This is a genomic window from Dolichospermum sp. UHCC 0406, from assembly GCF_009712025.1.
Taxonomy (GTDB): domain Bacteria; phylum Cyanobacteriota; class Cyanobacteriia; order Cyanobacteriales; family Nostocaceae; genus Dolichospermum; species Dolichospermum lemmermannii.
This window is the reverse complement of sequence record NZ_VILA01000016.1, coordinates 303,360-322,947: the sequence shown is the minus strand read 5'-3', so window position 1 is coordinate 322,947 and position 19,588 is coordinate 303,360. Positions and strand designations below refer to the sequence as shown.

At 38.0% G+C, this 19,588-nt stretch carries 16 protein-coding genes and 1 pseudogene; 10 read left to right on the top strand and 7 right to left on the bottom strand.

Features of this window, described 5'->3' with window-relative positions:
- Positions 1-46: 46 nt before the first annotated feature.
- A complete protein-coding gene (locus FJR09_RS15910; RefSeq protein ID WP_015078552.1) occupies positions 47-259 on the bottom strand; it encodes a DUF2555 domain-containing protein in 213 nt (70 codons plus the stop codon).
- A gap of 139 nt (positions 260-398) precedes the next feature.
- On the bottom strand, positions 399-1,031 hold the full coding sequence (locus FJR09_RS15905) for an alpha/beta hydrolase (protein WP_015078553.1): 633 nt from the start codon (positions 1,029-1,031) through the stop codon (positions 399-401).
- 213 nt (positions 1,032-1,244) lie between these two features.
- Here FJR09_RS15905 and purH point away from each other — a divergent pair, with 213 nt between their 5' ends.
- Positions 1,245-2,768: a bifunctional phosphoribosylaminoimidazolecarboxamide formyltransferase/IMP cyclohydrolase gene (gene purH, locus FJR09_RS15900; protein WP_168652209.1), complete on the top strand. Its 1,524-nt coding sequence runs from the start codon at positions 1,245-1,247 to the stop codon at positions 2,766-2,768.
- Positions 2,769-2,801: 33 nt separating this feature from the next.
- Positions 2,802-3,266 carry a hypothetical protein gene (locus FJR09_RS25330; RefSeq protein WP_254433128.1) on the top strand — a complete coding sequence of 155 codons (465 nt, stop codon included), beginning with the start codon at positions 2,802-2,804 and terminating at the stop codon, positions 3,264-3,266.
- Positions 3,267-3,844: 578 nt separating this feature from the next.
- On the opposite strand, the gene FJR09_RS15890 is transcribed toward FJR09_RS25330, so the two are convergent.
- Positions 3,845-4,225, bottom strand: coding sequence for a hypothetical protein (locus FJR09_RS15890; RefSeq protein ID WP_015078555.1), 381 nt, complete (start codon positions 4,223-4,225; stop codon positions 3,845-3,847).
- A gap of 870 nt (positions 4,226-5,095) precedes the next feature.
- Between FJR09_RS15890 and FJR09_RS15885 the strand changes: the two genes are divergently transcribed.
- From FJR09_RS15885 to FJR09_RS15860, 6 genes are all read left to right on the top strand, one after another.
- Complete coding sequence (locus FJR09_RS15885) at positions 5,096-5,575, top strand: YbjN domain-containing protein (protein ID WP_015078557.1); 480 nt, start codon at positions 5,096-5,098, stop codon at positions 5,573-5,575.
- Positions 5,576-5,610: 35 nt separating this feature from the next.
- Entirely contained in the window at positions 5,611-6,336 is a 726-nt protein-coding gene (locus tag FJR09_RS15880; RefSeq protein ID WP_168653405.1) for a biotin/lipoate A/B protein ligase family protein, read from the top strand.
- 643 nt (positions 6,337-6,979) lie between these two features.
- Entirely contained in the window at positions 6,980-7,840 is an 861-nt protein-coding gene (locus FJR09_RS15875) for a transcription factor RcaD (RefSeq protein ID WP_168653404.1), read from the top strand.
- Between the two features lie 58 nt (positions 7,841-7,898).
- Entirely contained in the window at positions 7,899-9,965 is a 2,067-nt protein-coding gene (locus FJR09_RS15870) for an ATP-binding protein (RefSeq protein ID WP_168653403.1), read from the top strand.
- 31 nt (positions 9,966-9,996) lie between these two features.
- The gene (locus FJR09_RS15865) at positions 9,997-12,726 is read left to right on the top strand and encodes a DNA translocase FtsK (RefSeq protein WP_168653402.1); all 2,730 of its coding nucleotides are present in this window, start codon (positions 9,997-9,999) and stop codon (positions 12,724-12,726) included.
- Between the two features lie 97 nt (positions 12,727-12,823).
- Positions 12,824-13,708, top strand: coding sequence for a ParA family protein (locus tag FJR09_RS15860; RefSeq protein ID WP_015078562.1), 885 nt, complete (start codon positions 12,824-12,826; stop codon positions 13,706-13,708).
- A 53-nt stretch (positions 13,709-13,761) separates the two neighbouring features.
- Here FJR09_RS15860 and FJR09_RS15855 read toward each other — a convergent pair whose 3' ends face one another.
- From FJR09_RS15855 to FJR09_RS15840, 4 genes and pseudogenes are all read right to left on the bottom strand, one after another.
- Positions 13,762-14,301: a hypothetical protein gene (locus FJR09_RS15855; RefSeq protein WP_015078563.1), complete on the bottom strand. Its 540-nt coding sequence runs from the start codon at positions 14,299-14,301 to the stop codon at positions 13,762-13,764.
- Positions 14,298-14,579: a hypothetical protein gene (locus FJR09_RS15850; protein ID WP_015078564.1), complete on the bottom strand. Its 282-nt coding sequence runs from the start codon at positions 14,577-14,579 to the stop codon at positions 14,298-14,300. Before FJR09_RS15850 ends, FJR09_RS15855 begins: the two co-directional genes overlap by 4 nt.
- Complete coding sequence (locus FJR09_RS15845) at positions 14,579-15,316, bottom strand: TIGR04255 family protein (RefSeq protein WP_015078565.1); 738 nt, start codon at positions 15,314-15,316, stop codon at positions 14,579-14,581. Before FJR09_RS15845 ends, FJR09_RS15850 begins: the two co-directional genes overlap by 1 nt.
- Positions 15,317-15,417: 101 nt before the next feature.
- A pseudogene (locus tag FJR09_RS15840) lies at positions 15,418-15,743 on the bottom strand (glutaminase); the annotation flags it as partial.
- An 873-nt stretch (positions 15,744-16,616) separates the two neighbouring features.
- On the opposite strand from FJR09_RS15840, the gene FJR09_RS15835 reads away from it, so the two are divergent.
- Positions 16,617-17,732, top strand: coding sequence for a septal ring lytic transglycosylase RlpA family protein (locus FJR09_RS15835; protein WP_168653401.1), 1,116 nt, complete (start codon positions 16,617-16,619; stop codon positions 17,730-17,732).
- A 148-nt stretch (positions 17,733-17,880) separates the two neighbouring features.
- Positions 17,881-19,500 (top strand): bifunctional pantoate--beta-alanine ligase/(d)CMP kinase, encoded by a 1,620-nt coding sequence (locus tag FJR09_RS15830; protein WP_168653400.1) that lies wholly within the window; start codon positions 17,881-17,883, stop codon positions 19,498-19,500.
- Positions 19,501-19,588 lie beyond the last annotated feature (88 nt).

The following is a 19,588-nucleotide window of genomic DNA, read 5'->3' as shown; positions in this document are numbered from 1 at the left end:
GCCCGTCCCACCCAATCTAAAATCCAAAATCCAAAATCTAAAATTCTTAGGCTTCGTCGTAAGCTTCTAAATCTAAGAGGTGGATATAGGCTTCAACTAACTCTGGACGCTGAAAAGCAATTGCTCGCAATAGATGCCAATCATTTAAACCCTCAAAAGCATTACTATAATTATCTAATTCCAGACGTGTAGCCAAATCTTTTACCTCTGTCGCTGTCATAGCAGAAATTTCTGTTTTGGAAATGCTTAGAGTTTTCATAATGCTTGCCCCTCCCTTTTGCAGCGCTTACATTCAGCTGAGGGTGGAGTTGATTCCACCTTTACTATCTTACTCATTAACGAGCATTAAATTTGTAAAAATTCTTGTGAATTTCACCGGAATTGTAAAAATTCTGTAACTAAAGCTGACCAATTGTGTTGACAACAAAAGTTCGTAGCACTTCTAGCATTTGGAAATTAATTTCATGTCCCATGGCAAATTCATGATATTCCACTGCTACACCTAGAGATTGTGCCACATCTCTCGACTTAATTGCCGCTTGGAGAGGAACAACTTCATCCTGTGTCCCGTGCATGATTAATGTCGGCGGAAAATTACCTTGATTCAGCATGGCCACACTAGGATGTAAATAGCCACTTATCACTACTAACCCTGCCAAGGGTAAGCTTAATCCTACATCTAAAGTCATCGCCCCACCTTGAGAAAATCCGCTCAAAATTGTGCGTGATAACGGTACACCTGTATTACTTTCTAAAGAGAGCAACCAATCTATCAGTAGTTGTTTACTTTCATTTAATCCATCATACATATTTTCCGTCCGCAGGTCATACCATGCCCTACCTGTATCAGCATAAGGATAAGGATAGGGGGCATTGGGGAGTAAAAATTCGTAATCAGGTAAATTGACATGAGGGATTAAAGATGCCACATCTTGGGCATTTGCACCCCAACCATGTAGAGTGACGATTAAAGCGTCTGGTGTTTGGTTTTTTGGTGGAGAAACCCTAATAAAATCTAATGTTGGAGTCATGGATAATTGAGATAAGAATTAAAGATAATTGTAGGTTGGGTGGAGCGATAGCGTTACCCAACATTTTGAGATTTTGTTGGGTTTCCTTTGTCAACCCAACCTACGCATTTTCATATTTTGCCAATACTCCCCAGGCTAATTATGATTCTGACCATCCTTTCGGTAGAATGTTCATCACAGAAAGCAATTTAGTCCAAAGGAATCTGGGGAATTATGGCGCGTTTAGCCCTGCTGAGTGTATCTAATAAAACTGGTGTAGGCGATTTAGCCCGGAGTTTAGTTGAAGAATTTGGCTTTGATATCATCAGCAGTGGGGGAACAGCCAAAACCCTGAAAGATGCTGGCATACCAGTTACAAAAGTTTCTGATTATACAGGTTCACCGGAAATTTTAGGCGGTCGGGTGAAAACTCTTCATCCTCGCATTCATGGCGGTATTTTAGCACGGCGGGATGTCGAACAAGATATAACAGATTTAGAAAATAATCAAATTCGACCCATTGATTTGGTAGTTGTGAATCTTTATCCTTTTGCGGAAACTATTGCTAAACCAGGAGTTACCCTAGCTGACGCAGTGGAACAAATTGATATTGGTGGCCCGGCAATGTTAAGGGCTTCATCTAAAAATTACGCCCATTTGACGGTATTATGTGATCCTGCCCAATATGGTGAGTATTTGCAAGAATTACGCCAAAATGGAGCAGCATCTTTAGAGTTTCGCCAAAAATGCGCGTTAAAAGGATTTTTGCATACTGCTAGTTATGATCATGCCATTGCTGCCTATTTAGCTGGCACACAAACCCAAGAATTTACTATTTCCGGTACACAACTCCAATCTTTGCGTTATGGGGAAAATCCTCACCAACCCGCAGCATGGTATCAAACAGGAAATGAAGCTACAGGTTGGGCTGCGGCCACCAAACTGCAAGGGAAGGAACTTAGCTACAATAATTTGGTAGATTTGGAAGCTGCACGGCGGATAATTGCTGAATTTACAGATAGTCCCGCAGCAACAATTATCAAACATACTAATCCCTGTGGAACTGCGGAAGCAGCAGACATTTTTGACGCTTATCAAAAAGCTTTTAATGCTGATTCCACCTCTGCTTTTGGCGGAATTGTCGCTTTAAACCGTCCTATTGATGCAGCCACAGCGACGGAATTAACGAAGACATTCCTAGAGTGCGTGGTTGCTCCTGGTTGTGACGAAGCAGCCCAGGAAATTTTAACTAAAAAAGGTAATGTCCGAGTTTTGATTTTACCAGATTTATTGACTGGACCAAAAGAAACTGTGAAAGTAGTAGCAGGTGGGTTTTTAGTCCAATCTGCTGATGATATCATTGCTGATCCTAGTCAATGGCAAGTTGTCACGGAGCGTCAACCCACCCCCAGTGAGTTAGCGGAATTACTATTTGCCTGGAAAGTTTGCAAACACGTTAAATCCAATGCTATCGTGATTGCGAGCGATCGCACAACCTTGGGTATAGGGGCTGGACAAATGAACCGCGTTGGTTCGACAAAAATCGCTATCGAACAAGCTGGAGAAAAAGCCCAAGGAGCATTTCTCGCTAGTGACGGCTTCTTCCCCTTCGATGATACCGTCAGAGCCGCAGCAGCAGCCGGAATTACTGCCATTGTCCAACCAGGGGGAAGTCTCAAAGATAAAGACTCTATCAAAGCCGCTAATGAACTGGGTTTACTCATGGTTGTCACTGGTGTCAGGCACTTTTTACATTAGGTTAGTGGTCAGTGGTTAGTAGGGGCGAAGCATTTGGAAGATAAATTATCGGTCATTACAAAAAATAGTTCTGCAAATGCTTCGCCCGTACAGTTGTCAGTAGGGGCGAAGCATTTGGAAGATAAATTATCGGTCATTACAAAAAATAGTTCTCCAAATGCTTCGCCCGTACAGTGGTTAGCAGGGGCGAAGCATTTGGAAGATAAATTATCGGTCATTACAAAAAATAGTTCTGCAAATGCTTCGCCCGTACAGTTGTCAGTAGGGGCGAAGCATTTGGAAGATAAATTATCGGTCATTACAAAAAATAGTTCTCCAAATGCTTCGCCCGTACAGTTGTCAGTAGGGGCGAAGCATTTGGAAGATAAATTATCGGTCATTACAAAAAATAGTTCTCCAAATGCTTCGCCCGTACAGTTGTCATGGGGAAGAAAAATATTCTCTGTTCCCTCTTTCAAACAATTTCCAAAATTGTTGTCTCAGGTACTTGCCATTTGAAGAAAAGAGTGATAAGTTATATTTGTGTGTGAGGAGAAAATTTAAAAAGCGTCTGGGGTGGAAACACGGCAACACTCCCAGGCGCTTTTTAATGTCAAAAATTTTTCTATAGCCAATAATCAACAAAACAGTAGAGATACTGGAAACTAAATGCTCGCTATCTATGCAAAACAGAGAATTCCAGAAATGTTTCGGCAATGATCTAATATTTTGGCAATTTGGCAGATAACTATTTTAGTTTAGAGCTTTAATTGAATATCAACAGGGTAAATAAGAAAGCTGAAAAGTTATTGATGTCAGGGTTTTCCCAGTGCTAGAGACTTCTAGACCAGATCAAAAGTGGTAGATGCGGTGCTGTCAAACTGACCATAAATATGGCGACATTCAAATTATAGCCACTGCTAACAGCTATTGGCTAAGGATCGCAAAGAAAATATAAATTAATCGAATTGACTGGTTGCCTAATGAATAAACGGAATGATTCAGTACAAAATTGCCATGATTGCCATGTCTGAGTACAAGTTAACTTGAAAATAGTTGGATTTTGAAAAAAGGATGAAAAATTAATATTTTAGGGCTTAATCACGAAGCATTTGGGAGATAATAGCATCAGCTTGTAATCTCTTGTAAGTCAAGTGAACTAGGTTAGCTTCATCTGATTGTCCACAAACATAGCAAGCTAGACTCAAGGCATCTAATAACATTAAAGTAGTAACGCCTTCCGCTGCTAAAGATGATATATACTGAGAAACGCCTTTAGCACAGGTTTCTGCTGGCATCAGTACCAGTAGCAACCGTAAACAGTCTGCTGATGCCATCATTCCGTCTAATTCATGAGTCTGGGTGGCTAATTGAACAATTCCCAAAACGATTTGATTAGGGGAAATACCTTCCTTCATCAGTAGGCTAAAGAAGGAAGTTAAATGACATGGAGTGCTGTGATCAAGTTTAATATTCATAGTGCTTATTAAAATCAGTGTAACAATAATCGCAGATTTTTTGACTAATCCGGAAAAATCTCAAAAAAGTTTTCGGGTTTTTTTCGGGTTTTTACGTCACATTCTAGAACCTTTTAACAGATAGCACCCCAATTTGTCAACTTGAGTTTTGATCAATCGCTGTACATTCGGCAACTCACAATTTAACTGATCGTTTTGTATCCCTTGATGCTGTAAATCAGTAAATTGTTCCTCTGCCATCATTTTTACATCTTTTAACATCAAACTGGCGAGTAATTTTTGTGCTACCCCTAAATAAACTGTTTTTGATAGCCTATTTTAACTGAAATTGGTAGCTTATGTAACCGATAGTAGGCATTGAATGATGTAATATAGACAAAATAGGGTTTTGTTTGTCTTTTATTAATGAGGTACAGTAGAGAGTTAGATAATAAATTCTAATATCTTTACTTGATGTTGACAGCCAATGAGGTTAAAGGTAACTTACATCTAATGGTTCTGGATGTAAACGCCTGAAACCGGGAAAAAATAATTAGGAAATTGACATATACAATAATAACTTGAGCCTATGTCATACTAATCAGTATGGCTGTGATCTTGATCAATACTTTCTCATCTTTTAATCAATACCTTCACCAAATTGGAAAAAGCTTTGATTTGTAGGTTAGGTTGTTCACAGTAGCGTGTCCGAGGCATCAACCATAATTCAATAAATGCGTTGAGTTGCGCTGTTTCTTAACCCAAGCTGCAAAAAATGGCGAATGTATGGCTGATATCTCAACTTTGAACAATAGACGAAGTAGATGCTGGCATTTTTGGTAGCATAATAGTAGATTAAGGCAGTAACTATATTTTTAGAGAAAAATCTGTATGGCAAGCTACCTAGAAGCCCAGTCTCCAGATGAGTTGTTGACTGAACTTATTGAAGACACCACAACCCCAAACCATGTGGAAGTAATTGAAAATGTGATTGATAGTCTAGCACAAGATCAAAGTGCAATGGTTAGTCATGCTGCCGAGGGTGGATATCTGTGGAAATTCCAATATGGCAGTATAGAAGTATTTGTGCAGTTGACGGGAATTACTGATGAAGATACAATCACGGTTTGGTCTGCGGTGCTGAAGTTACCCGCTAAAAATGAACCAAAATTGACACGATATTTGTTAGAGATGAATTGTGTGAGTACCTTTGAAGCCCGGTTCGGGATTATTGATAATCAGGTGGTTGTGATTTCTACACGCACTTTAGCGGAGTTGTCACCAGGGGAAGTTTCTCGGATCATTACTATCGTTGCTAGTATTGCTGATGATAATGATGAATATCTGCAATCTGAGTTTGGTACAGTTTAAGTTTCCAGAATTTTAGTTTAGGGATGTGATATTTAATGCCGGATCAGGAGGTGTGGCGACTTATTCCGATTTTAGCAGCCGCTGGTGATGTTCAGATGGCTATAGACCGCTGGTTATTAGCACAGCATGAGTCAGGAAAACATCCGCCAACTTTACGTTTTTATACTTGGTCGCCACCCGCAATTTCTTTAGGTTATCATCAACGTCAATATCCTGAATTTTGGCAAAGTTTGCGGTGGAAAGGGGAGAAATTAGATTTGGTGCGCCGGAATACAGGTGGGAGGGCTGTTTTACATCAAGGTGATTTAACTTACTCTGTGGTCACGTCTGGACTGAGGGGAAATCGGTTAGATGTGTATGCGAAGATTTGTGAGTTTTTGATTCAAGGATGGCGATCGCTCGATATAGAATTGTACTATGGTCAAGCTGGACGCGGTTATATTCACAATCCTAATTGTTTTGGGACTGCGACAGGTGCAGATTTAGTTTTAGCAGATGGTTCTAAACTGATTGGTAGCGCTCAATTAAGGAAAGGTGACGCAGTTCTTCAGCATGGTTCTATGCGATTGAATCCAGATGCAGATTTATTTGCAAAGGTATTTAATCAAGAGTTTTTTCATCCTATCCAATTTCCAGAAACTATCAATCAAGAAACAATAATTAAGGCTTTAATAGCCGCAGCTTGTGATTGTTTTGCTATGGAAATAGAGGTAATACCTTTGTCTCAAGATGAGTGGAATTTGATTTTGGCAAATTGTTGATTAGGGGAGGTTTTTATTCTACCCTATATTTTTTTCTCACGCCAAGATGCAAAGCAAGAAAGATATTAATTGCAGTCTGTAAGGTCTTTATCTCTAATAAATTGATACAGTGAATTTCCGGTAAATAATGTGCAAATATGAATAGTTAAACTTTTGTGAATGGGTAGGAAATGTCAAAGATAGAATGATCTGGTCATCTAAAAGATGATACATATAAATCTCGCTATATGGTGGAATTTATTTAAGTAGAACGGCTTGAATAATTCAAAGTTTGTAGTCAGGAATTTATTCGTCATTTGAGGGCTGAAGCCCTCACTACGAAATCATCTCCAGATTTTTTACATTACTTAATCTACTTTGATTTATTTTCGTCTACTTACTTAATATCTGTATAAAATTTTTCTAAAAAAGTCCAATGGATAGAAGATCCAAGTCTTCCCAATTTTTTGATGTCATGGAAGCTTGTAGAAAAACTCTAGAAAAAATCCGTCTTTTATTTAGAAAGTAATCAGTGAAAACTTGGATAATATTTTGAGTTTTTAGGGAAGAATCGCTCTTATTAGAGTTAATATAGAAACTGTGTGTTATTTTTTTGTGATTCGCGCTAAAGTAGTCAAGTATCGAATACAGCAAGACTAACCGTATGGAAACGAAAGAGTTAAAGTTCATCTTAAAACTGTTGGGATGTCCCAATTATCGTACTGGCTTGAGTTCCAGCACTTTTGATAGTTTTAAAAGTGAGAAAAACAAAATTTGTCGAGATTTGGGGGAACTGGAATATGTAGACTATTCCCGCGAAATTGCCACAGTCAAGATTTTACCTCCTGGTCAAGCACTACTGAAACTCGACTCGGCACAATTACCTATTGATGATAAAGAACTCAAGGTACTGGAGAAGATAGGTAAGAGTTCTGGAAAAATAGCCCCCAGTGAAATCAAAGTTTCATCGCTAAAATCAGATGAACGAGACGCAATCTTAAAAATCTTGAGTGAACGAGGTTTAATTGCTGCTGAAATCAAGATGAAAAGGGTTAAGGCTGAAGTTTGGTTAACGGAAAGAGGAATTGAGTTTTTGCGGGATGAATATAATCCCCATAAAGGTGCTAACCCTGTTATTAGTTTGGAATTGCTGGGTAATTACTTGCGCTTTTTGCGGAAGAATTTGCGGGTTAAGCCAGAACAAGTTTCTACTTTAGTTTCTGATAATTTGGAATCACATTCTGATATTACTAGCAATATCAGTGATGAAGAAATTTTAGAGACTATCAAGAAATTAGATAGGGAATTGGGTACAGAGAATTATTTACCAATTTTCCATTTACGGCAAAAGTTACAACCGCCTTTATTAAGAGATGATTTAGATCAGGCTTTGTATAGGTTGCAAAAAAGTGACAAAATTGATTTTAGTACCCTACAAGAAGTCAGTGCTTATACACCAGAACAAATTGACGCGGGAATTCCTCAAAATATTGGTGGACAACTGTTTTTTCTCATAGTTAATTAACAGTATTCCCGATATTTTTCATTTTTTCATTACTTCCTCCTCTCACTCACCCATATCTATGACAGACATTAAAGACATTATTAAACGCGAGGTCAACCCTTTTGACGTGATCAATTTAAAGCCCACTAATTTTTGGGCTGAAGAACAAGATTCAAAACTCATGGTTGAGTCAATTCATGAAAACGCAATCATAGAAATTGAAGGTTTACTTGATTTAGTAGGTAAAGATCATCGTAGCCGTACAGTTTTATTAGCTGGTGAGTCTGGTTCTGGCAAAAGTTATTTATTAGGTCGGCTTAAACGTACTCTTAACCCGAAAGCCTTTTTTGCTTATATTCTCTGCAACTGGGCTGATAGTGGTAATATCTGGCGGCATATTTTACGTCACACTGTTGATAGTTTAATTCAAGTTCCCGAAGGTGAAAAAGAATCACAGTTAATGTTGTGGCTAAAAAGTTTAACGGCATTTACAAGAAGTGATATCAAACAAAGAATATTTAATGATAATTTTTGGGAAGCATTACAAAGTAATCGGCAGAAATTTATCAAACACCTCAAGGATAGTTATAAAAAAGCAGGTATTTATAACCCTGATATGTTTTTTGGAGTGCTACATGATCTCGCAAATCCAGAATTATATGATTTAGCTTGTGAATGGCTGCGTGGTGATGATTTAAATGAAGATTCCATGAAAGAAATCAAGGTCAAAACTTGCATTGATACAGAAGATGCTGCAAAAAATATCTTAGCCAACTTTGGCAGAATTTCCACACAAACCCAACCGATTGTTTTATGTTTTGACAATTTAGATACTATGCCCCAGTTACCAGAAGGTTTTCTGGATATACAACCTTTTTTTAATGTCAACACCACAATTCATGGAGATAATTTAAAAAATTTTTTGGTGATTATCAGCGTTATTACAAACACATTAAAACGGCATTTTGATCGAATTCTGCCAGCAGATAAAGCCGGAATACATAAAACAATTCAGTTAAAACCTATTACTATAGAACAGGCAGAAGCACTTTGGGCTTATCAACTTCAGCCATTACATCAACTAGCAAATCCTAGACCTGAATCTCCTATTTTTCCCCTAAATCGGGAAATTTTAGAGAAAACCTATCCTGGTGGTAAAACTATGCCTAGAAATGCACTAACTCTAGGTCGTGATGAATATCAAAAATATAAAGGTTCGTTATTAGATGAAGATGAAAAAACTGTTCCTAAACCTATAATCATTGTTCCACCACGACATCAAGATAATCAAGATACAACTCAAGCAGAATTTCAATTATTATGGCAGCACGAATATACAAAAAGTCAGGGGAAAATTACCAAGATTTCTTTGTTATCATCACCTGATTTAATTCAGATGTTGCAGCAGTCTATATCTACTTTAAAAATACAGGGAGTTAAGTCTAAACTTTTAAGCGGAAAGTATGCTAGTTATTCCTTGAGTTATCAACATCCTACAAATCGGCAAAAATTGGGTATAGTTTGGACAGAAGACTCAAATATGACCAGTTTTTATCATGTAATGAATGCTTGTCAAACAGTCATTCAAAAAAATCTCTGTCAAACTATGTACTTAATTCGTGGTGGGGATTTAGGAAAACCAAACATGACTGGAAATCAACTCTATAGACAGATTTTCACCAATACTAATCATGTTCATATTAAACCAAGTCTGGCTTCTATTCACTACTTGGCAACATACCAAAGTTTGGTAAATTCTGCTAAATCGCAAGAATTAGTAATTGGTGGGAAAACGATTAATTTACCAAGACTAGAAACTTTAATTCGTGAATCTGAGATTTTGCAGAAGAAATGTACTTTATTGCATTATTTAGGTCTTGTTTCTCAACCAGAAAAAGAACCAGGTACAAATAATGGAAATGGAAAAAGAGATTTAAGACCTGTTAAGGATTTTTTATTAAATCTAGTCAAAACTCAGCAATTTATGGGAGTACCTACATTGATTTCACAAGCTTCTAATCAGTTTTCAGATACCAAAGAAACTGATATTCAACATTTAATTGATCTATTATGTCAAGAAAAGAAAGTGAAGTTGATTAATCCAAAAGCTAAATTACCAGATCAATTAATTTGTTTAATTGCTTAAATTCACTTGTTTTTTATCATATAATCAGCCAATGCACTACCTGACAGAAGCTTCTGAAATCTACAAGCAAATATCTCAACTAGCAAGTTATAAAACCCTTTGGCTAGATACAGAAATTGCTGATTGGAATACTCATAATCCCAAATTAGCACTAATTCAGGCATTGGCTGATTCTACAGACTCCACAGGTGAATCTGCTTACCTTTTTGATGTCTTAGATAAACCTGATTTAACAGAATATTTCATTACCCAAATTATGGTTAATCCGCAAATTGAAAAAGTATTTCATAGCGCGGGTTTTGATTTAAAATATTTAGGCAAAACTCAAGCCCAAAATGTTACCTGTACTTTAAAATTAGCCCAAAAAATTAACCGTAAAGTTTTACAAACTACCAACTTAAAACTAAAAACCTTAGCTGCTGAACTCTGCCACTTTTCTCATGTAGATGCAGAAGAAGGAACAAGCGACTGGGGAAAACGCCCTCTCACTCAAAAACAGTTAAACTATGCAGCAATGGATACAGTTTATCTAGCTGCTGTTCATCGTCGCTTACTGGAAATATCCAATCCTGATGCTATCAGTAATATATTTAATATGGTAAATCATAAATCTGCAAACTCTTCTTTAACTCCTACTAAAGTTAGATTAGCTTTTGAGTGTCCTCGACTATTTTACCTAAACCATAATTTTAATTATAAAGCAATATTCTTTCCTAAAGATGCCATTACAGGTATTGGAAATATTTTTCACCAACTAGCGGATGATTTTATCAATTTACTGCTAATTGAACCCAGATTTAAAGCTTTATTGAATCCATCTGCAACACAATTAAATGTAGATGAACTTACATCAGAAATTCAACAATTATTCTATCAAATCAAATTCTTTCCTTATTTACAAGATACTATCAGTCAAGATTATAGTAAAGCACCTGGATTATTACAAGTTTGGCAAGGATTACAAGGATTAATTAAAAATTTTACTGAATTGTTAGTAATCAATCGCCGTTATTGTAGTGCTGATACAGTTATTCAGAATACTTTTATTTCAGAAGAACGCAATTTAGAATATTACTTTGATTTACCCAATGGGACAAAACAATTAATTAGAGGTGAGTTTGATTGTCTGGTTTTTAATTTTGAACTTAAACGCCTTTGTATGGTGGAGTTTAAAACCTATCAATCTGTAGATTCAGCAGCACAATTAGCGCAAGTTTCTCTTTATAGTTATATGTTGTGGAAGCAGAAAAAAGCACCTGTTGATTCTGCTGTTTATTGTGTTTTACCAGAATTTAAAGAATACAAATATTCTTGGGAACAGTTAGAAAATACGGTTCATCAATTAATTCCCTATAAATTATTACAAATGCAACAATGGTTAAGTTGGGAATCTCCCAATCCTAACCCACCACCTGCGACAACTCAACCTCATTTATGTGAAATTTGCCCCCAACAACAAAAGTGTCAGACTTTTTTCGATGTTGAATCTAATGCACCGCCAAATAAAGTTATTCCAGATAATGACAATCCTGATTTTATAGCACCTTCCAAAAAACGAGAAGATATATCTGACTTTTCACATTATTTGGAAAACCCAACACGAAACCTAACCCCCCAACCCCCTTCCCTACGAGGGAAGGGGGAGAATTCAAAGCCTCTCTCCTTGCAGGAGAGAGGTTTGGAGAGAGGTTTTTCAGATACTTTTAAAAGTCAGAAAGATACATTTATTAATGCTGATGAAATTGGCGCATCTTTAGTGGCAATTCTAGAATCTTTTAAGGTTAATGTAGATTATTATGGTGCTGATGTAAGTCCGGCATTTATTCGGGTGAAAATTAAACCACATTTAGGTGTGAAAGTTCCTTCAATTCTCAAATTATCCGCTGATTTACAAGTACAATTGGGGTTAGAATATCCGCCTTTAATTGCTCCTCAAGCTGGTTATGTAAGTATTGATTTGCCGCGTCAAGATAGACAAATTGCCAAATTTGAAGATTATATTCAAAAGCAGTTTTTACCACCAACAGCACCCGTAAAAATTGCTATTGGAGTGGGTATTGATGGGAAGTTATTAGAGGCTGATTTATCAGATCCGAATACCTGTCATTTTTTGGTGGGAGGAACAACAGGAAGCGGAAAAAGTGAATTTTTGCGATCGCTTCTTCTCAGTTTAATCTATCGTCATTCTCCCCAACATCTTAAAATTGCCTTAGTTGACCCCAAGCGGGTAACATTTCCCGAATTTGAACAAATGTCGTCGTTATATGCACCAGTTGTCAAAGATAGCGATCGCGCCGTAGAATTAATGCAGGAACTAGTTGCAGAAATGGAATCTCGTTATCAGAAATTTGAAAAAGCTAAATGTGCAGATTTAACCACCTATAATCAACGTTCTTCCCCAGCTTTACCGCGTATTGTCTGTATATTTGATGAATATGCTGATTTTATGGCAGAAAAAGAAATTCGCACCATCTTAGAACAAAGTATCAAACGTTTAGGCGCAATGGCAAGAGCCGCAGGTATTCATCTAATTATTTCCACACAACGCCCAGAAGCCAGTATTGTCACCCCAATTATCCGTTCTAACCTACCTGGACGAGTCGCCCTGCGTACCTCCAGCCAAGCAGATTCATGTATTATTCTGGGTGGAAAAGAAACAACAGCAGCCTATTTATTAGGCAAAGGTGATTTAGTTTACCAAGGTGGTTCGCACGGACAACGTCTTCAAAGCTTATTAGCACAAACTATTAAACTACCTTAAAAAAAAGATCCCCGACTTCTCTAAGAAGTCGGGGATCTAAATTTATTAGATAATATAAACGCTATATCATTGGGAAAGCGTCAGTAGGGGAATTAAAATGGGATATGTAATTGCAACCGCAAACATGAAAGGTGGAGTCGGTAAAACCACCATTACCGTGAATATAGCTACTTGTTTAGCCAAAAATCACGGAAAAAAGGTACTTGTCTTAGATTTAGATAGTCAAATTAGTGCCACGCTAAGTTTAATGTCACCAGTAGATTTTGCCAAACGTCGCAAACAAAGAAAGACATTTAGATATTTACTAGATCAAATTATCAACCCTGAACCAGAGGCAAAATTTACAATTGGGGACATCATTCAACCTCAACTTTGTAACCTGACAGGATTAAATTTATTACCGGGAGACATAGATTTATATGATGAATTTGTGGTTTCAGAAATGCTGCATAATCAATCAGTAGCATTAGGAGAACAGGATTTTGAAACCATCTGGAATCGCTTTGAAAGGGTCTTAATTAGAGATATTTTAGAACCTATCCGGGATGAATATGATTTTATTCTTTTAGATTGCGCTCCCGGTTATAATCTCTTGACTCGGAGTGCTTTAGCCACTAGTGATTTCTACATTCTTCCAGCTAGACCAGAACCCTTATCTGTAGTCGGAATTCAACTTTTAGAAAGACGTATTGCCCAATTAAAAGAAAGTCATGAACACGAAGCTAAAATAGATATTAAAATGTTGGGAATAGTCTTTAGTATGTCCAATGCTAATCTCCTGAATGGCAGATATTATAAACAGGTAATGCACCGAGTTATCGAAGATTTTGGAGTAGATAAAATCTGTAAAGCCCAAATACCAGTTGATGTTAATGTTGCCAAAGCTGTTGATAGTTTTATGCCAGTTTCCTTACTAAGTCCGAATACAGTCGGTTCTAAGGCATTTATGCAGTTAACTCAGGAATTGTTGCAGAAATTGTAAATTGAGAAATAAGGTATCTGACTTCGTTAAGAAGTCGGGTATCTGGGTATATTTTAAGAAAAAGGAGGTATTGAAGATGGTAAACCAACTCGCATAAATAATTTAGCAAATGCTTGAGAAAAATGTTCTAAATAAGGAGATTTTAACCGGCATCTAGAACCCAATTCTGTAGCGTGTTTTAAAATATATTCATAAGGTAAACTGTAAATTTGACGAAAATCCACAACTAACGCTTCCCTATTATTACCTGGATTTATGGGCGAAGCAAGTAGATGTAATCCCTCAATTCTACCTCTTAACACTTCATTCCATTTACCCTTTTTGGCAAATGCTGGATTGGCAATTTCATATTCAGATATTGAATAAATAGGACATAGTAAAACTTGACTAACTTTTTTATTATCTAAATCACAACTCTGAGTTAAAATAATTAAATCATATTCATTTACTTCTATTTCTATGTCCTGAGTTTCATAGTTTTTTCCAAAAGTTGTCGGATCAAATATTGGTAATGGCACAATACACCCAGGTAGGTAATCTCCTTGCCTGAGCGTCGCTTCATTTATCTGCACCCAAAAAGATTCTATCGTCATTCTTCTTCTAAAGGATATGGCATAGGTTTTCCACGCCCTTTAAATTTGGCACGCATAATTATACGTTCTGAGCGTTTTGGTAAAACAGGATTGTAATTTATTTCACTACTTATTTCAATAGATTCTAGATATTGCTTGATAAATATCAAATTACGCAAAATATCATCAATCTTGCGTCCTTCTGGACTTTGCAACTGTGAAGTTGCTTTTGTGTCTAACACTATTCGTCTTTGTGGGATAAGAGTCCCATTCGGACGTAGGGGGGTAATAGTAGCCATTAGTTAATCAACTCCCTTGTGCGTTCTGTAATACAAGCTTCAAAGGCTTGATTATTTTGTGTGTGCATTTGTTCTAGAAGTTCCCAAATTCCTAGTTCATTATTAGCAATATTCTGTTCCACAAATAAGTCTAAATCTAATAGTATAGAAACAACTTCTTCTGTAGGTGGTGTAACAATTGCTTGGTTAATAACTAGCATTGCTCCTAAATTATCCTGAGGAATTTGTAGCTGCATAAAATAGCCGCTTAGTCCTTGAGGTAAGTCACCAGAAACTTCAGGAAATGTCCTTAAATATTCTTGTAAATCACCAACAGGTAGAGGAATATCTAACCTATTAATATACCTAATTGCTAAACGAGTAATAGCTTGTGGATATGTCAATGATTGATATATACTCCACAATCGCTGGGCTTCATCTCGGAAGTTTTCCCAACAGTCGTAGGGCGCTAAACGACTGAAACTAAATCCATCCAATCGCATTTCTATAATATGCTTTTGGTCACTACTTAAGACTCTATAACCAATTTGAGATTGAGTGGCTGTGGGCTCTACAGTAGCAGCTACAATCATTTGTCCCTGCAAAATGAACACATCTTCGCACTTTGGGTACTCAGTTTGAATATTTGAGTACATTTGCCACAAAACATCGAGCTTAACTTTTGGCGACAGTTGAGCTTGGATGTTAATCACTGCTTCGGTGATTGGTGCGTGTGAATAGTGTTTTCTAGCTTCCATACTAGAACTATTGTAAACTGCCTTGTCAGTTGAAACAATACAAATTACACTACTTTACAATTTATATGGCTGTTTCTCAAGGCATTTTGTTTAAAAATAATTGCTATAGCCCCAGCATTTACCACCGGATGATCAGGACGCTTGGAATGTCCATCAAGGATAATGGCGTTAAATGCGCCTCCTGTCCATAAACAAAGACTTTGGCAATTAACTGGATAGTAAACAGTTGTTGAAAATCTCCAACTTCGTAAATTTGTCCGTTTGTGGTAACGCTACAAATCATCAATAAATCAGGATTTAATTTGGTAAGTTTGGGAATATAGTTGGCTACTACACCATCTTTCAGGGATTTATACTGGGAATGCAATTCTTTGAGAATGTCTAAAAGTGCTGGTGGTAATATTTCTGGATTTTCTGGCTTAAAGATGGGGCTGATTGATTGATACAAAATTGATTGCTGGGGTTATTACGGTAAAAGCTACTATAGGGTAGTTTCTTATACCTAAAATGCTCATATATACGCGCTGACCACTCTTTTCATTGTCTCATTAATTATTTATCTCAGGATAAGAATAAATACTTACTGGAGATAAATCACTTTTATTGCTTGAGTAATTATTGTAATAATTAATACTTATAAAATTAAATACTTAATAGTATTTACTTATTTAAAATGTAGGTCAAAAACTATCATCCTTGAGCGAAACAACCAAAGTATTTTGCAAATAAAATCTTTAGAGAGATTGTTTTTGCGCTAATTTTAGCTTCTAACAATCAAATTATTGAAAGTAAAATTTTATCTAAACGCAAATTGACTTGATCATTTTTCAATACTTAATAATTTACAACTACTGAGGATAAATGTTAGGGAGTAACCGTTGAATTATGTGATCAGCCAACATGAAGTTTCCCTAGGAAAATCTGGAAATTTCCCAAAAAAACGTTACATAGCCAAAATCCTGACTTGAACACGGTTTACAAGCTCAAGCTCAACCGTAAATTTAAGCATTTCTTTCAGACTTCCGCTAAAACCCTGATCCCCAAGCCCAAAAATTCATGCTAATGTATTCGAGTTACAAAACGCAAAGTGAAAGCGGAACGGGTTCGAGTTTCCAAAGGGGATCACTATTCATCAAGTGAAAAACCCTAGTACCGCAGGGCGGAAGTCAAAAGTCAAAAGTCAAAAGTCAAAACTAATATACAGTAAGCTTTTTGGCGATTGAATATGGTTGCTTTATTTACGCCGTGATGTACTAGCTAAATAAAACTTAAGTTCTATAGTCGCTTTAAAATCGGACGCATGAATCAAAGACATTTGTGGACTACAGTTGCCGTATTTCTAGCTGTTTTGGGTCTACCCTCAGTTGGTCGAACTCAAACCATTGCGGGAATTTCCCCAACTAGCCAAGCATCATCTGTGAATGATGCAGTCAAAGTAGGAGAGTACCAATCCCAGACAGAAAGCCCCATTTCCAATCCTGTGATTACCAGAATTCATCCTCACAGTATTCGCGGCTTACAAGCAGCAACTCTTTATATTCGGGATATTCCCGTTCTCACCTTTTTGGGTTCTAACCCAGTTACTAACAGCAAAACAAAAGTTGGAGTAATCGGCAATGGCGAGAATTTAAATTTTTACCCGCAGACTGCTACCAACTCCGCCAAAGTTACCAGTTTTAGCAATACTGGGAATGTAGTCAATTTTAACAAAAAAGTTAGATCCATTGACAATGATCCAGTTCAAAAAGCTAGTGTCATAGCCGCTAGAATCAATGAACTGATCGAAAAAAATGTAGACGCAAGCAAGATTACCGTCAGTTGGAAAACAGGAGATAACTCCACAATTAACAATAAAGCCCAAAAGCCAGGCTTCATCGTTCAACAACCGTCGGCAGATCGCTACACCATTACTATTGACGGTCAAGAACTGGTAGAAGTCAATAAACTCACAATATTAGCAGATAGTACCAAAAATCTTGCCCAAGATGCCTTACAAGCAACTAATAGACTGCGGCGACTTATAGGTAACGCATCTCCTATTCAAGCAATTGCCAACTTACCAGTAGATAGATCAGTCTCCAGAGCCAACCTACCGCAAAAGATTGCCTTTAGAAATATCAATCTCAGTTTTCAAGGGATAGCCTCTTGGTACGGATATGATGGCTCTGGCAATAAAACCGCCAGTGGTGAAAGATATAATCCCGAAGGATTAACTGCGGCTCACCGGAGTTTACCCATGGGGACAAAAATCCGTGTCACTAACACCCGGAATGGTCGCTCTGTCGTCGTGCGAATCAATGATAGAGGTCCCTACATCCGGGGTCGAATTGTTGACCTTTCGGCTGGTGCTGCCCGGCTATTAGGCATGATCGGCAGTGGCATTGCTCCAGTCAGTCTTGAGGTTTTAGGAAAATAACCCGTTTCCTCATTCCTACTCTCTTTTCGCTCTTCACTATTAAATTCCCCTGGTTCGTCCCTCCTATCCCCCAATTATCCTTTGCGCCACGCTGCGCTATCAGATATACACTAACGGGGGAAAGGATTATTGGAACTAGGGGTATTTTGTGCGTGTGCTGACAAAAGTTGTAGCCTTACGCTGCTATTTAAATCGCCGTCGCTGGCCAAGCCATCTTAGGCTACCAGAGGATCTCGGACTTGATGAACAAACCAGTTGGTCTCCCACAGCAGTTGGTTTAGTGCCAACTATGGGGGGTTTACATCAAGGTCATTTAAGTTTAATTGAACGGGCTAAACAGGAAAATTCGACGGTGATTGTCAGTATTTTTGTCAATCCCCTGCAATTTGGACCAAATGAGGACTATCAACGCTATCCCCGCACTCTAGAGCAAGACCGACAATTTTGTGAACAGGCGGGAGTTGATGTGATTTTTGCCCCAACTCCGGAGGAAATTGGTGTCCCTGGGAAGAATATAGCAGCAACTCAGGTGACACAAGTGATCCCGCCATCTGATATGATATCTAGTTTGTGTGGTAATTTTCGGCCGGGTCATTTTCAAGGTGTGGCAACGATTGTTACCAAGCTTTTTAATTTGGTACAACCTGACCGAGCTTACTTTGGACAAAAGGATGGTCAACAACTAGCAATTATTAAACGGTTAGTAGCTGATTTAAATTTGCCAGTAGAAATTGTTGCTTGTCCTACAGTGCGGGAATTGTCCGGCTTGGCTTTAAGTTCTCGTAATCAATATTTGACGGCTACAGAAAAAGAGCAAGCAACGGTGTTATTTAAAGGTTTACGGCAAGCTGAGGCGGCGTTTCGGGCTGGCGTTCGTGACAGTGGTGAACTCATAGCATTAGCGCGGCAAGAAATCGCAAAAGTTAGCAATATCAGCTTGGAATATATTGAATTGGTTGAACCGAATACGTTGATGTTTTTAGAAAAAGTTGAGGATGAAGGAATGTTGGCGATCGCTGCTCGTCTTGGTTCTACACGGTTAATTGACAATACGATTTTGCGCGATGGCAACGACGGACTACGCCAACCAATCATTGCTATTGATGGTCCGGCTGGTGCTGGTAAATCTACCGTCGCTCGCCAAGTGGCACATCAGTTAGGTTTAGTCTATTTAGATACGGGCGCTATGTACCGGGCGATTACTTGGTTAGTGCTGGAACAGGGGATTGCCATTGATGATGATTGTGCTGTTGCTGAATTAGTTGCTGGGTGTAAAATTGAACTGACTCCCAGTCAAAGCCTGCAATCTCCCGTCAGAGTCCAGATTAATGATATTGATGTCACTCAGAAAATTCGCACAGTTGAAGTCACTTCTCAAGTATCAGCGATCGCTGCTCAAAGCACTGTGCGTCAAGCATTGGTTCAACAACAGCAAAGCTGGGGACAACGTGGCGGTTTAGTGGCGGAAGGTCGGGACATTGGCACTCATGTTTTCCCAGATGCGGAAATTAAAATCTTCTTAACCGCCTCTGTGGGTGAAAGAGCGCGTCGTCGTCAGCAAGACTTTCAAAGGCAGAACCAACCCGCAGTTAGTTTAGAACAACTAGAACGGGACATTGCTGAACGGGACTTGAAAGACAGCACTCGCAAGGTTTCCCCCTTGCAAAAAGCGGCTGATGCGATTGAATTACAAACTGATGGTTTAACAGCTTCTGAAGTAGCAGCACAAATTATTAGCCACTACAATCAACGGCTATCCCATTGGTAATTCGGGAATTTTTGAGTTGAAAATGGTGGTGAGTGCCGACGGACTCACCATTATTAGATTTTATTGCTTTGAACTACATCCTAAACTA

What these genes read in the sequence shown, in the direction of transcription:
- FJR09_RS15835 (WP_168653401.1), top strand. Translation starts at nt 16,617, where the DNA reads ATGAATCAAAGACATTTGTGGACTACAGTTGCCGTATTTCTAGCTGTT.
- FJR09_RS15905 (WP_015078553.1), bottom strand. Translation starts at nt 1,031, where the DNA reads ATGACTCCAACATTAGATTTTATTAGGGTTTCTCCACCAAAAAACCAA.
- FJR09_RS15885 (WP_015078557.1), top strand. Translation starts at nt 5,096, where the DNA reads ATGGCAAGCTACCTAGAAGCCCAGTCTCCAGATGAGTTGTTGACTGAA.
- FJR09_RS15890 (WP_015078555.1), bottom strand. Translation starts at nt 4,225, where the DNA reads ATGAATATTAAACTTGATCACAGCACTCCATGTCATTTAACTTCCTTC.
- FJR09_RS15865 (WP_168653402.1), top strand. Translation starts at nt 9,997, where the DNA reads ATGCACTACCTGACAGAAGCTTCTGAAATCTACAAGCAAATATCTCAA.
- FJR09_RS15850 (WP_015078564.1), bottom strand. Translation starts at nt 14,579, where the DNA reads ATGGCTACTATTACCCCCCTACGTCCGAATGGGACTCTTATCCCACAA.
- FJR09_RS15880 (WP_168653405.1), top strand. Translation starts at nt 5,611, where the DNA reads ATGCCGGATCAGGAGGTGTGGCGACTTATTCCGATTTTAGCAGCCGCT.
- FJR09_RS15845 (WP_015078565.1), bottom strand. Translation starts at nt 15,316, where the DNA reads ATGGAAGCTAGAAAACACTATTCACACGCACCAATCACCGAAGCAGTG.
- FJR09_RS15870 (WP_168653403.1), top strand. Translation starts at nt 7,899, where the DNA reads ATGACAGACATTAAAGACATTATTAAACGCGAGGTCAACCCTTTTGAC.
- purH (WP_168652209.1), top strand. Translation starts at nt 1,245, where the DNA reads ATGGCGCGTTTAGCCCTGCTGAGTGTATCTAATAAAACTGGTGTAGGC.
- FJR09_RS15855 (WP_015078563.1), bottom strand. Translation starts at nt 14,301, where the DNA reads ATGACGATAGAATCTTTTTGGGTGCAGATAAATGAAGCGACGCTCAGG.
- FJR09_RS15875 (WP_168653404.1), top strand. Translation starts at nt 6,980, where the DNA reads ATGGAAACGAAAGAGTTAAAGTTCATCTTAAAACTGTTGGGATGTCCC.
- FJR09_RS15910 (WP_015078552.1), bottom strand. Translation starts at nt 259, where the DNA reads ATGAAAACTCTAAGCATTTCCAAAACAGAAATTTCTGCTATGACAGCG.
- FJR09_RS15860 (WP_015078562.1), top strand. Translation starts at nt 12,824, where the DNA reads ATGGGATATGTAATTGCAACCGCAAACATGAAAGGTGGAGTCGGTAAA.